Here is a 13,378-nt window from a genome sequence, read left to right as displayed (position 1 = left end):
TTGAGTTAAATGTAATTTATTTTGAATCATTAATAAAGTCTTCAATTGCACTCATCTCTCCCCAATTCATACCAATATTAGCAGATGTAACAAGAGGTACACCTTTTGATTGACTATCTGATAGTATGTCCTGCATATGATCCTGAATCTTCTTTGAAACTTTTTTAATAAACTCCTTGTTATCCTCTACTTCAAAAACAAGTTCGTCATGAACCTGTAATAACATTTTTACCTTACCAAATATTTCCTTATTCTTTGAATCATTTATTAAATCGTAAACATTGCGCATAGCGATCTTAATAATGTCAGCAGATGTTCCCTGAAGGGGTGCATTGATGGCCATACGCTCCGCTGCAGCCCTAATAAAAGGCAACTTGGACCTTATACCCTCAAAGTATCTTCTTCTTCCAAACAGAGTCTCTGTGTAACCATTCTGCTCAGCAAACTTTTTTGTATTCTCTATAAATTCAGCAACACCAACAAAGGTCTTAAAATATTCATTGTAAAAAGTTTGAGCCTCTTCCTTTGTTCCACCTAAATTAGTTTTAAGTGCATTTACTCCCATTCCATAAAGTATTCCAAAGTTAATAACCTTTGCTTTTCTTCTCATTTCTTTTGTAACCTCAGATTCTTCTACTCCAAAAACTTTTGATGCAACTCCAGTGTGTACATCGTGACCTTTCTTAAAAATATCGATCAGATTTTTATCCTCCGTCATTATAGCGGCTATTCTTAATTCAATTTGGGAATAATCAAAAGAAAGTAATACATGACCTTTTTCTGCAATAAATCCACCTCTAACTCTGCGGCCTAATTCAGTTTTTATTGGAATATTCTGTAGATTTGGACTCTGGGATGACATTCTACCTGTTGTTGTACCAGCTTGTAAAAACTTAGCATGTAGCCTGTCTTTAGAATCAGTTAGTTTTGGCAAAGGATCAATATATGTAGACAAAAGTTTTGCCAACTCTCTGTATTCAAGAATCTTATCGATTATTGGATGTACCCCCTTCATTTTCTCTAACTCTGATTCTTTTGTTGATCTTGCCCCTGAAGCTGTCTTTTTCAAACGTTTTGCTCCCAAGCCTTCCCCAAGATTCATTTCCTCAAAAATAACAACACCTAATTGTTTTGGTGAATCAACATTGAATTCTCTACCAGCCATTTCCCAAATCTCTTTTTCTAGCCTTGCTAGTTCGACATGATAATCTTCAGATAATTTTTTAAGATATTTTTTATCAATCAATATTCCATCTTCTTCCATCTTTTCCACAACAGGAATTAGTGGCCATTCAATATCTTTCAAGACTTTGGTTAAACCTTGTTTTTCAATCTCTGACAAAAGATATTTCTCAATATCTGCGTATTTCTTAGATTTTGAGTATCTCATAACATCATCATAAGATGGGTTTGTTAGACTGGAATTTAGAACCCATAAAGCGATACAAACTTTTTTCTTTTGTTCTTCTGTAATTCCCTCTTCCTCTTCTTCTTTTTCTACAATCAAATCAGCTTTTTTCTTAGATACAACAACTACTCCATTACTTTGTCCAGAAACTTGCCCTTCTACTTGTGTTCCGTTATTCCTTTCTATTATATTATTAAGTCGAGCACCAAGAACTCTAAATTCAAATTCATCAAAAACTTGTTGTGCTTTTTTAATATCAAATGACTCCTTCCATGCTTGTTCTGGTAATTCAAACTTAATTGGAGCATCCCGCCTGATTGTCGCAAGCATTTTACTGAATATAGCTTCATCTTCACCATTAACAAGTAAATCAATGATTCTGTCTGTAATTCCCAGCTTCTTTATTTCAGCAATACCCTTCTCATCTCTCTCCCCTGTTTTACCTTTATTTAATGTTTTATATATATTCTCTACAGTTTTAAAATGAGAAATTAAAGTTGTTGCTGTCTTTTCTCCAATTCCAGAAATTCCAATAATATTATCTGATGGATCGCCTCTTAAACCTTTATAGTCAGGCAAATATTTTGGAAGAAAACCAAATCTTTCAACAACAGCATCCTCATCGTAAGTTACAGTATCTTTAATTCCTTTCTTTAGCGTGAAAACTTGAACTTCTTTATCACGAACAAGTTGAAGTGTGTCCATATCTCCTGATGCAATAATAATTTTAAGATTATGATTGTCTTTTGTTTGTTCAACAATAGTTCCAAGCATATCATCGGCTTCAAAACCCGCTTTGTCATATGCGGGAATATTAAAATTCTCAAAAATTTTCCGAGATAGCTTTATTTGCTCAACCAATTCTCCATCACTCTTTTTTCTGCCGGCTTTATAATCTTTATAAGCCTCATGTCTGTATGTTGGTTGAGGAAGGTCATAACATGCAACAATATAATCTGGATTAAACTTTTCTATTATTCCAATTAACATTGATGATAATCCATAAAGTGCTCCAGTTGGAACACCTTTTGATGTAGCAAAATCAGGGAGTGCATGATAACCACGATGTATTATTGCGTGCGAGTCTAGTAAGACTAGCGTCTTAGACTTACTTTTATCTTTTTTCTCTTTTGTTTTTTCTGTTTTTGTCATCATTTTGTTGTTGCTTTATCAAACCTCCACTTCCTTACTTTTTTTTAACACCCACTATTCGCAGGGTGTTGGGCTAAAAGATAGTCCTCTTGTGTTTTCATCAATAAATTCAAATTCAACAATCGGAGCGTCCTGGGGCAATATATCAATATCTGAAACCATCTCCGGCCATTCAAAACAAATTAGATTTTTAGGGTTTTTAAGCTCTCTTTCAAAGTCTATTGCTAGAATTTCCTTTCCGGATTCCAGTCTAAATGCATCAATGTGAATTAAATTTTCAATTCCTCCAAAATCTTCACTTTTGTTTGTTATATTATACCTCTTTTCTATTGCAAATGTTGGACTAGTAATTTCCTCTTTTATACCAATTATTTCTCCTACACATTTTGTAAAGGCTGTTTTTCCAGCTCCAAGGTCTCCTTTTAGAATTATAACTGTAGCTTCCTTTTTTGAGTCATTTTGGAATGCAGACTCAACCTCCTTTTTAGACCTAAAAACCTCATCTAAAACAAATTGAGCAAATTTCTTAGTATCTTCAATTGAGTACGATATTGTCTTATTCATTAATATAATGATGCCAGAAAAATATTAAAAATCTAGTAGTAAAAACACCGATAAGTATGGCTAATACTTATCGGTGTTTAACTGAAATGATACAAGGCTGCGATATCTATTTTAACTATTTACTTTTAGTAGTACCTGTTCTTCCTTGATATGGTTTAACCCATTTTTGAACTAGAGCAGCTTTTTCCGCCGGACTTGCATTTTGGAATTCCAAAATAGCTTCGATTTCCAAGTGAGCAAATTTTTCAGATTCATCTACAATTTTCTTGTACTTACTTTGACTAAACTCTCCTTTTTCATTTGTAGCAACCAGTCTTGAAACACTTGCAGCAACATCCTCTCTGTATCTTTTCATCTTGGCGGGTGTAACCTCCAGTGCACCCTTTTTGCTTTTAGTGCAATACGATTTAAATGTTGCATTTCCACCAATCAAAGGTCTTGGGATTTTACCTTCACTCATTTTTAATATCCAAATAGATTTAAATGGAATACCTTGCACACTGGGTTTCTTGGCACCCTCAAGTGAATAAATCTCAAGGTTTGAAAAAGGCTTTAAAGCACCAGCGGCAACAGCATCTGCTGTAGTGTCGTTTAGATTAATAAAACCATTTTCAATATCTCCTGAAGGTAATATTTCTTTGCTGTATTTTTCAAAAACCTCTGTTCCTGCTCCCCCTTTTTTTACTAGGGTTGAACCTGGGGCTTTTTCTGAAATATTATGACTAGAGGCTGTATGTTCAACACCAGAACGAGAAGCTTCCACTTCGGTTTTTTTGTTACAAGCTGTAAAAGCCAGTGTCAAAGCAGCCGCAGCGGAAAGAAGTTTGTTTCCAACCACAACCATACCATATGGAATCACAGACTCCTCCTTTTTTTCCACAGGGTTTTCTTTATCCTTAACCTCTTCTTCTGAATCAACAGCATCCAAATCAGCACCCCAATCACCCTCATAAAAACCTGACTTTTCGATAATTTGCTCGTTTAGTTCTACAAAAAACTCTTCTGGACCCACCAACTCATATACTGCCTCTACACTTTTATACTCTGGAGACACATAAAAAAGCTCTACAGACCCATCTGCATCAGCCTCTGTGGGGGTTTCTTTGATAACTTCTGAAAAGCTAACTGTTTCTGATTCTGGTTTGCCAACATTACTGTGTTTAAAAAATTCAAACATATTTCATTTAATTATTTTATAAGATACTTACATTATACCACTACTTTTATTCTATATCCTTCAAAACCCTATCCTCTGTAGCTAAATCCAACACAGCATTATTTAGATCTGTATCAAGCTGATCCTCTATTTCCAAAATATCATCCGTATCCTCATCGTATGTTTTTTGTTCATCGATCAAGGTACCACTTTCGACATAATCATTCATTTTTTCTAAAGCAGCCTCGCTTGCGTCTATCTTTTCATTGAATTCATCTAATTTTTGTTTGAGATAATTTTCGAGTTCTTCTCCATGAAGATTACTGATTCCTCCTACATCATCAGGGATTATGTTGTCGTTTGGTGTTGCATTCATTTTATTTAGTAATTATTCTTTTTCTAATATTTTTTTGGAATTTTTTAATTATATAGAACATATCGTTTGTAATTGCCCCTTTTTCTCCTTTAATATGATTCAAAAAACCTTCAATTTGCGATACTGAGTTTTCAAAAATATCTTTCTGTTTCTCTTCCAAGAAATCCATGTTCAAAACCTTTATCAAAGAGGCATTTATGTTTTCTAGAATTTTTTGAATTTTAGGATGGTTTTTCTTACCCAATTTTTCTGTTAACACACCAAGTTCTTTTACATCATCATTGATTTTTTTGAATTCCTTTTCCTCTTCACTAAGATTCTCTGTGCCAGAACCCTCACCTTTCGCAAAAAGGCGCTGCCAAGCTCTTTTTTCTATATTGCTTCTTTTTGCATACCTGTCTCTGAGTGCGTCAAACCTGTCTGTCCTACTATCAGTACGTTCTATAGATTTTGTTAGTTTTTGTCTCGATGTTTCAGCTTTTTTATAAGCTGTTTTAGCCTTACTTAGTGCTTTCTCACTATCTCCCAGTGATTTCTTTAATATATCCCTTTCTTTCTTGTCTTTGGTTTCTTCTAATTTTTTTCTAATATCAGTTATTTGACTCTCCGTTTCGCTTACCACACCCATCATTTTCTCAATCTCCTTGTTCGCCTCAAGACGTTTATTTATATTTTCTTGATAACCCTCTCTTTGTCTAATTCCCTCTGTTTTAAGCTCTATTCTGTCTACAAACTTATCAAGTACTCCAACCTTTCTCTCTCCAAATCTTTCTAGTTGACCAGTTAAGAATTTTTTTTCTTCCTCAAGCTGACCCCTCTTTTCCCCAACTTTAGGCAACCTTTCTTTTTCTCTTAGATGTGCGGCTTCCAGCTCACTATTTAAGGTTCTTTGAGCTTCTTCAATCAATCTATCTATTTTTTCAATATTTTCCTGTTTTCTTTTATCTTCAACGATTATCTTTTTTATTTTTTCTTCGATTCTTGAAATTTCATCCCTTTTTTTAGATATCAACTTGTCCTCAGATGAACTTTCTTTCTCCATTGAAAGTTTGTCTGCAATATTTAGTTTTACATAAGTAATAATATCTTCAGCCCAACCCATTCTTTTACCCAGTTTATTAATTTGACTTTTGAACCAACCACTTTCTCTCTCCGTCACTTCTGTTTGTACAGGAATACCTTCTGGGCTGTCCAATGGTTCAGCTGCGGGTTCGTTTATCTCTGGTGTCGTAGGCTCTTCTGTTTCCGACTCTAAGACTTCCACCTCAGTATCAACGTCAATCACAGCTTCACTTGCCCGGTTTGGTATTGTCGGTAAACCCTCAGGTGGTAACGGTCTTTCAGTCATAATTGTTTTATTATTTTTAAATACCGTATTAAATAACGATAGGAATACAATAATTGTATCCTCGTCAACATCTTTCGTCAAACAATGTTGATTTTAGGATGTAATCTTGTTTACAAAATGGATTATGCAAATTATTTGTGGCACAATACCTAAAAACAGTATAAAATAATGCTATGACAATTCAATTTGATGAAGAAAAACAAGACACAAGAATGAAACAACTTCTTATTGATGAAGAAGAAGCTTCTATGCAAATGTTGGCGGATAAATACAATCTTACCTACATTGACCTAACAACTGTTCCAATTAACTCAGATGGTTTAAAAATGATAGAGGAGGAGGTTGCAAAATCAAGCCAAACCGCAGTGTTTGATATAATTGGTACTAAAATATCTTTAGCTGTTCACTCCCCAGATAGTATTGAAACAAAGGATGTACTAGATAATCTGGGTAGAAAGGGTTATCAAGTAACACTTTTTATCGCATCAACACATAGTTTAGAAAAGGCATGGGAAAGATATAAAGACCTTTCTTTTGCGGCTCAAACTGAGGCTGGATCATTAGATATTTCAAGTGAGGAAATTGAATCTTTGGTTGAGAGAACAAAAAAACTAGAGGATATTGCAACTTGGATAAAAGAAGCTCTTGAAATGAAGAAAACTCACCGTGTTTCAAAAATGCTTTCTATTATGATGGCTGGAGCTCTTTCTACAAAATCATCCGATGTTCACATGGAGGCTGGAGAATTTAATTCCAGACTGCGTTATAGAATTGATGGTGTTTTGACCACTGTTGCAGAATTCGACAAGGACACATACAACCTTATGCTCTCACGCTTAAAACTTTTGTCTGGATTAAAATTAAACGTTAAAGAAAATGCTCAAGACGGAAGATTTACAGTTAAACTTAAGGGAAGTGACATAGAAATTAGAACATCAACAATCCCTGGTTCATATGGTGAGTCTGTGGTTATGCGTATTCTAAATCCAGAATCTATTATGGTTACTATGGATAAATTAGGAATGACAAAGCGTTTTTTAGCAGCAATTAGAAAAGAAATTGCTAGACCAAATGGTTTAATTTTAACAACAGGACCAACTGGTTCTGGAAAAACAACAACTCTTTATGCCTTTTTAAGAGAGGTATCAAGTCCTGAATATAAGATTATTACAATTGAAGACCCTGTTGAATATCACCTTCCTGGAATTGTTCAAACACAAGTTGAAGATGCCAAAGGTTATACGTTTCAGGCTGGTTTAAAATCTGCAATGAGACAAGACCCAGACATTATAATGGTTGGAGAAATCAGAGACGCCGAAACAGCCGTTACTGCCATTAACGCCGCACTAACAGGACACCTTGTGTTCTCAACACTCCACACAAACAATGCCGCAGGAACATTTACTAGACTAATAGATCTTGGTGCTGATCCAAAAACATTAACATCGGCTATTCATGCCGCTATTGCTCAACGTCTTGTTAGAGTGCTTTGTGAAAAATGCAAAAAGAAGATGCCAATACCACCTGAAAGAATAGCTTTGGTTGACGATGTTCTTGATTCAATCAAAGACATGGAAGAAGCAAAAGAGTTCCCTGAAAAACCAACTGAAATATATGTTCCTGTTGGGTGCGTTGCCTGCAACAACACTGGGTATGCAGATAGAGTTGGTATTCATGAATTAATATTAACAGACGCTTCTATTGAAAAGATTGTTAGAGAGAACCCAAGTGAAAGAGAGATTAGGGCTGTTGCAAAAAAACAAGGCTTTATGGACATGAGACAAGATGGTGTAGTAAAAGTTTTACAAGGGCAAACTTCTTTTGAAGAATTAGAGAGAGTTATAGACTTAACAAAAGATGATTATATTGAGGAGGAAAAATAGAAAGAATATTTGATTATATAAACCACCCTCCTGATTTCAACCAACAAAAAAGACTTGCAATGCAAGTCTTTTTTGTTGGTTTCATTTGACAGCCTGAGAAATAACTTATGAAAATCAAAACTGTGTACATGTCCGTTGACTTCATGTGGCCTCGCAGGTATTGTTACCTTATCGATTTTGAAACACAGTTGTAATACAGAGGTAGCTTATTCAAAAATATAAGCACATCAAAATTGAGGTATAAAAAAACAGCACTTTAAATCTCTAAGCGATGCTTTAAGTCCTAAGACCTAAAGCCCGATAGTTCTTTAAGGATAGCACCAGGAACGTGGCATAAAGCCCGCACCAGAACGTCCTTTAAGAAAAACCGATAGACCCGCGAAGGTTGTATCGCTTAGAGATTTAAGGAGCCGTTTAGTTCATGTGAACACGGGAATAAATCTCTTCTTATTTGAATCAACTGATTACAAAAATCTATTTTACATCTTCCACAACCGTGTGGCAAGTGCATTTCGTTTACCTAAGTATCGTAGCATACTTATTTTTTTCTGTCAAGCGGTTATTATCCCAATTAGGGGTTAAAATGGGTAAGAAAAAAACACAATGTCTCAAGATTTTAATATAACCCATATAGATGAACCTGTAACAGATGAAACCCTTGAAAAAACGGGTGATAAAGTGCTTGACCAAGAACTAAGACCTAACAATTTCGATGAGTATATTGGACAAGAACAAATAAAGAACAACCTTAAAATACTACTCACAGCAGCAAAAGAAAGGAATCACCCACCAGAACACTTGTTGTTTTACGGCCCTCCAGGACTTGGTAAGACCACAATGGCCCATCTTATAGCTAAAGAGACAGGGTCTCAAATAAAGGTTACTTCTGGGCCTGTAATAGAGCGTGTGGGAGACCTCGCTTCTGTACTAACAAACCTGTCCCCTGGAGACATTCTTTTTATTGATGAGATCCACAGATTAAACAAAACCGTGGAAGAAGTATTGTACCCAGCTATGGAATCAGGCCAAATTGACATTATTATTGGAAAAGGCCCCTCCGCAAGGACAATACAATTAGACCTGCCTCCTTTTACATTAATTTCTGCTACAACAAGAGTCGCAATGATATCCTCCCCTCTTAGGTCTAGGTTTTCAGGTGGTGTTTTCCGACTTGAGTTCTATACTGAGGATGAAATAGGTAAAATTATCTCAAGATCTGCAAAAATACTTAATATGAGTATAGATTCTGGGGCAATTGCAGAAATTTCAAAAAGAAGCCGCTCTACACCTCGTACAGCTAATTACTTATTAAAAAGATGTAGGGATTATGCTCAGGTTCTCAAAAAACAATTAACAAAAGAGGTTGTTGAGGAAGCACTTACCTTGCTTTCTATAGACAATAGAGGTCTAACGGCTATGGACAGGTCTATTCTTTCAACAATTGTTGACAAATATGAAGGCGGACCGGTTGGGTTAGGTACAATTTCTGCTTCCCTTTCAGAGGACGAGGCTACAATTGAAGAATTTAGTGAACCATACTTAATACAACTTGGTTTTATAGAAAGAACCCCAAGAGGCCGTGTGGTTACACAACAGGGTTATGCTCACTTAGGAAAAGATTATCCTACTGAAAGGCAAATTAAATTTACTTAGTTTAAAATGAAAATACTATCTATAGACCCCGGATATGAAAGATTAGGTATTGCTATTATTAACAGGGAGCAGGGTAAAAAAGAAGAACTTCTTCATTCTGAATGTTTTAAAACAGACGCCAAACTTCCATTTGAAGAGAGACTACTTCTGGTGGGAAACAAAATTGAAAACTTAATATCTACACACAAACCTTTTGTTTTAGCCATAGAAACTTTATTTTTCAGTAAAAACACAAAGACAGCAATGAGGGTTGCTGAAACACGAGGGGCAATAATTTATATTGCGTCAAACAATAATCTTAAAATAAAAGAAATTAACCCAATGGAAATTAAGGTTGCAGTTACAGGTGACGGAAAGAGCGATAAACATCAAATGATCAAAATGGTTCAGATGATTTTGAAGATGGACAAGAAAGCAACCGATGATGAATATGATGCAATAGCTTGCGGTTTGGCATGTTCAGCTATTATAAGAAACTGATCTTTAGGTATTTTTACAATAGACCTCGTTCAGGTTTTTATCTAAATAAGTTGATATCCACAGTTCCACTTGCATATTTCTAATGATATGATAAATATATCAAATAAGTTTTAATAATAATTCAAATATATAATATGTCTGACGAATTAGATGACACAATAAAAGCTGGAGGGGATGACACAGAAGCAGATACAGATGATGATAAGGAAATTACTGACATAAACCCAGCAGAGCTTTCTGGTGATGATGCAGAAGACCCAGTAGAGGAGGAAGCTGCTGTTAGTCCTGAGGAAGACCCTTTTGGCTTCGGTGCTTTTGGTGAGCTTAATGAAGATGGTGAATACGTAGCCCCAACAACAGACGACGAAGATGAGGTGGAGGATGAGATTAGCGAGGACTTGTTCTAATCGATATATATTTTATTTATCTCAATTTCGGTAGCTAACACACACTGTAAATAGTGTGTGTTTTGTTATACAATGTATGATGTACAAACAATTAAAAAAACAAAATGTTTAATGACTATAAAAATGAATCTTCAGTAGAATCACATTATAAAAAACACAGTAAATGGAGTCTTAGATCCATGTTGGGGCTCCCCCGTCGTTTTAAAAATAAATTTAAAACAAAAAAAGAAAAAAGGTTTCTTATTAGAGATATTTTTTTAGCATTAATAATTTGTTTTATTATTTTGTCTGGATTGTTTTTAATTTGGGCAGCAACGATTAAAACCCCAGACCTATCTTCTTTTGACGACAGACTCCTTGGTCAATCAGCTAAGATTTATGACAGAACTGGAAATATTTTATTATATGACTTGAGTGAAAAAGTAAGAAGAACAGTAACACCCTTTGATCAGATCTCTTCAAATATCAAAAAAACAACAATTGCGATTGAGGATGTTGATTTTTACAATCATGGGGGCATTAAAGTAACATCTATTATAAGAGCGATTATTGCCAATATCTTCAGCCTTAAATTCAGCCAAGGAGGTTCAACAATAACACAGCAGGTTGTTAAAAACTCACTACTTTCTCAAGATAAGACAATAGCAAGAAAAGTTAAGGAATGGATTCTATCCATTAAACTGGAAAGGAACGCTAGCAAGGATACAATTTTAAATATGTATTTAAATGAAGCTCCTTATGGAGGAAATATTTATGGTATTGAGGAAGCGAGTTCTTTGTATTTTAATAAAAAATCAAAAGACATAACACTTGCGGAGTCTGCATATCTTGCTGCTCTTCCACAGTCCCCTACAACTCTTTCACCTTATGGAAAATACAAAAACAAATTAGAAGATAGAAAAAATCTAGTTCTTCAAAAAACACTTGATTCAAAAATGATTACTCAGGCAGAATACGATCAAGCTATAAAGGAAAAAGTTGTTTTTCAACCAAAATCAATAGCTGGAATTAAGGCTCCCCATTTTGTTATGTACATAAAAGAATATCTTGAAGCAAAATATGGTGATGAATTATTATTAAAAGGGGGTTTAAAAATAACAACAACACTAGACTACACCCTTCAACAAAAAGCCGAGGAGTTGGTCTATAATTATGTAAATAAGGAAGGCCCATCTTTCAAAGCAAATAATGCGGCTGTTGTTGCAACTGACCCAAAGACAGGTCAAATTCTAACAATGGTTGGTTCAAAAGATTACTTTGATGCTAAAAATGATGGAAACTTCAATGTCACAACTGCACACAGACAACCTGGTTCAGCCTTTAAGCCGTTTGCTTATGTAACAGCCTTTGAAAAAGGATACACCCCTGAAACACCTGTTTTTGACGTTCTAACAGAGTTTAATGTTAAGTGTTCTCCAACAGGTACTGAAACAAAAAGTTCAGACGGTTCACCTTGTTATAATCCACAAAACTATGAAGGTGGATATAAAGGTTTAATGAACTTTAGATCAGCATTAGCTCAGTCAAGAAACATTCCATCTGTTAAGGTTTTATATTTAGCTGGTTTAGCAGACACAATTAAGACAGCAACAGCACTAGGAATTAATGAACTTGGTCCTGCTTCTCAATATGGATTAACACTTGTTCTTGGAGGTGGGGAAGTTTCACCACTTGATATGACTTCGGCTTATGGAGTTTTTGCAAATAATGGTCAAAAAGCTCCACTAATATCTGTTTTAAAAATAGAAACTGAAAAAGGGGATATCTTGGAACAGGCTCCCGACAAGGTTTCAACAAGACAGGTTATAACAGAACAGTCAGCTAAGTTAATTAATGATGTTTTATCAGACAAAAAAGCTAGATCTTCTATATTTTCACAAAGTACTTTTGGAGATAGAGATGTTGCAATAAAAACCGGAACAACAAACAACTCAAGAGATGCTTGGGAGATTGGTTACACACCAAGTATTTCAATTGGAGCATGGATGGGAAACAATGACAACACCCCTATGTCCCAACAAGCATCAGCAAAAATAGTTGGGCCTTTATTTAAAAGTATAATGGATTTTGAACTATCAAGAATCCCTGTTGAGAATTTTGATTCCCCTGAATCTTATGAAACAGGTCTTAAACCATTTCTAACAGGATCTTGGGCTGGCCCAGGTAATGAGGTACATTCAGAGCTTTATTGGATAGACAGAACAAACCCAAAGGGTTCAGCACCAGGGTTGTCATCAAGAGACGAACAATTCAACAACTGGGAATTCGGGGTATTAAATTGGTCAAAAAGTACAGTTGCAGAAAATTTAATTTCTCAAGCTGCAGTCAACAATCAAGACATAATCACAAACACCTTTAGGATAATATCCCCAGTTAAGTTTGCAACAATAGATAAAACATCGAGACAAACAATTTTAGTTTCTGGTGCAAAAGAAAACACTGTATCAATTGAATATCTTATAAACGGAGTTTCAATAGGTAAATCAACGGAATCCCCTTTTACTTTCTCTTACACACCCAAAGATACACCTTCTAGTGATTTTGAAGATGAACTAAAAGCTATAGAGACAGACTCTGATGGAAACAAAAGAGAGGCAACTGTAGTATTTTCAATTAAATAAAAGTTCAACAACAACCACCTAAAAAACACACTATTTGTAAGTAGTGTGTTTTTTTATTACTTGTCTTAGAACTGTATTGTATCTATGAATCTATCAGGGCATATTCTGTTAACAGTTTCTAAAACAGCGTTTTTTCTCATAAAAACAAAACTTTTTTGAACAGCATTAACTTTTAATATAAGTACATTTTTTCTAAAAAAAACTTGCTCTTCTTTGATATTTAAATTAAATTCTTTATTTAGTTCATCAGACAAGGACACTTTATCAACTAAAGGGTTTTTAATTTTTAAATAATCTTTCAATAAATCACCTATATTTACCATTTTATAT

At 34.8% G+C, this 13,378-nt stretch carries 11 protein-coding genes; 5 read left to right on the top strand and 6 right to left on the bottom strand.

Features of this window, described 5'->3' with window-relative positions; translation table 11 throughout:
- Positions 1–16: 16 nt before the first annotated feature.
- The 5 genes from WCQ00_01080 to WCQ00_01060 all read right to left on the bottom strand — a co-directional run bounded on the left by WCQ00_01080 (position 17) and on the right by WCQ00_01060 (position 6,085).
- Positions 17–2,560, bottom strand: coding sequence for a DNA polymerase (locus WCQ00_01080; GenBank protein ID MEI6042146.1), 2,544 nt, complete (start codon positions 2,558–2,560; stop codon positions 17–19).
- A 54-nt stretch (positions 2,561–2,614) separates the two neighbouring features.
- Positions 2,615–3,124 (bottom strand): tRNA (adenosine(37)-N6)-threonylcarbamoyltransferase complex ATPase subunit type 1 TsaE, encoded by a 510-nt coding sequence (tsaE, locus tag WCQ00_01075; protein MEI6042145.1) that lies wholly within the window; start codon positions 3,122–3,124, stop codon positions 2,615–2,617.
- Positions 3,125–3,239: 115 nt separating this feature from the next.
- Positions 3,240–4,301, bottom strand: coding sequence for a hypothetical protein (locus tag WCQ00_01070; GenBank protein ID MEI6042144.1), 1,062 nt, complete (start codon positions 4,299–4,301; stop codon positions 3,240–3,242).
- Between the two features lie 46 nt (positions 4,302–4,347).
- Positions 4,348–4,656 (bottom strand): hypothetical protein, encoded by a 309-nt coding sequence (locus WCQ00_01065; protein ID MEI6042143.1) that lies wholly within the window; start codon positions 4,654–4,656, stop codon positions 4,348–4,350.
- Between the two features lies 1 nt (position 4,657).
- Positions 4,658–6,085, bottom strand: a complete 1,428-nt coding sequence (locus tag WCQ00_01060) for a hypothetical protein (GenBank protein MEI6042142.1) — start codon at positions 6,083–6,085, stop codon at positions 4,658–4,660.
- 92 nt (positions 6,086–6,177) lie between these two features.
- Here WCQ00_01060 and WCQ00_01055 point away from each other — a divergent pair, with 92 nt between their 5' ends.
- The 5 genes from WCQ00_01055 (at position 6,178) to WCQ00_01035 (ending at position 13,048) form a co-directional block, all read left to right on the top strand.
- Positions 6,178–7,887, top strand: a complete 1,710-nt coding sequence (locus tag WCQ00_01055) for a type II/IV secretion system protein (protein ID MEI6042141.1) — start codon at positions 6,178–6,180, stop codon at positions 7,885–7,887.
- Positions 7,888–8,490: 603 nt separating this feature from the next.
- Positions 8,491–9,540: a Holliday junction branch migration DNA helicase RuvB gene (gene ruvB, locus WCQ00_01050; protein MEI6042140.1), complete on the top strand. Its 1,050-nt coding sequence runs from the start codon at positions 8,491–8,493 to the stop codon at positions 9,538–9,540.
- Between the two features lie 6 nt (positions 9,541–9,546).
- On the top strand, positions 9,547–10,020 hold the full coding sequence (locus WCQ00_01045; GenBank protein MEI6042139.1) for a crossover junction endodeoxyribonuclease RuvC: 474 nt from the start codon (positions 9,547–9,549) through the stop codon (positions 10,018–10,020).
- A gap of 134 nt (positions 10,021–10,154) precedes the next feature.
- Entirely contained in the window at positions 10,155–10,427 is a 273-nt protein-coding gene (locus tag WCQ00_01040) for a hypothetical protein (protein ID MEI6042138.1), read from the top strand.
- Between the two features lie 104 nt (positions 10,428–10,531).
- A complete protein-coding gene (locus WCQ00_01035; protein ID MEI6042137.1) occupies positions 10,532–13,048 on the top strand; it encodes a penicillin-binding protein in 2,517 nt (838 codons plus the stop codon).
- A 65-nt stretch (positions 13,049–13,113) separates the two neighbouring features.
- On the opposite strand, the gene WCQ00_01030 is transcribed toward WCQ00_01035, so the two are convergent.
- On the bottom strand, positions 13,114–13,371 hold the full coding sequence (locus WCQ00_01030; GenBank protein MEI6042136.1) for a hypothetical protein: 258 nt from the start codon (positions 13,369–13,371) through the stop codon (positions 13,114–13,116).
- Positions 13,372–13,378 lie beyond the last annotated feature (7 nt).

The sequence above is a fragment of the bacterium genome (assembly GCA_037127815.1).
Classification (GTDB): Bacteria; Patescibacteriota; Minisyncoccia; order Phycocordibacterales; family CAIZLB01; genus CAIJKW01.
The sequence above is the reverse complement of the archived record's forward strand: the minus strand, read 5'-3'. Positions and strand labels throughout refer to the sequence as shown.

Coding starts and splice junctions, on each gene's coding strand:
- WCQ00_01080 (MEI6042146.1), bottom strand. CDS start 2,560: ATGACAAAAACAGAAAAAACAAAAGAGAAAAAAGATAAAAGTAAGTCT.
- tsaE (MEI6042145.1), bottom strand. CDS start 3,124: ATGAATAAGACAATATCGTACTCAATTGAAGATACTAAGAAATTTGCT.
- WCQ00_01070 (MEI6042144.1), bottom strand. CDS start 4,301: ATGTTTGAATTTTTTAAACACAGTAATGTTGGCAAACCAGAATCAGAA.
- WCQ00_01065 (MEI6042143.1), bottom strand. CDS start 4,656: ATGAATGCAACACCAAACGACAACATAATCCCTGATGATGTAGGAGGA.
- WCQ00_01055 (MEI6042141.1), top strand. CDS start 6,178: ATGACAATTCAATTTGATGAAGAAAAACAAGACACAAGAATGAAACAA.
- ruvB (MEI6042140.1), top strand. CDS start 8,491: ATGTCTCAAGATTTTAATATAACCCATATAGATGAACCTGTAACAGAT.
- WCQ00_01045 (MEI6042139.1), top strand. CDS start 9,547: ATGAAAATACTATCTATAGACCCCGGATATGAAAGATTAGGTATTGCT.
- WCQ00_01040 (MEI6042138.1), top strand. CDS start 10,155: ATGTCTGACGAATTAGATGACACAATAAAAGCTGGAGGGGATGACACA.
- WCQ00_01035 (MEI6042137.1), top strand. CDS start 10,532: ATGTTTAATGACTATAAAAATGAATCTTCAGTAGAATCACATTATAAA.
- WCQ00_01030 (MEI6042136.1), bottom strand. CDS start 13,371: ATGGTAAATATAGGTGATTTATTGAAAGATTATTTAAAAATTAAAAAC.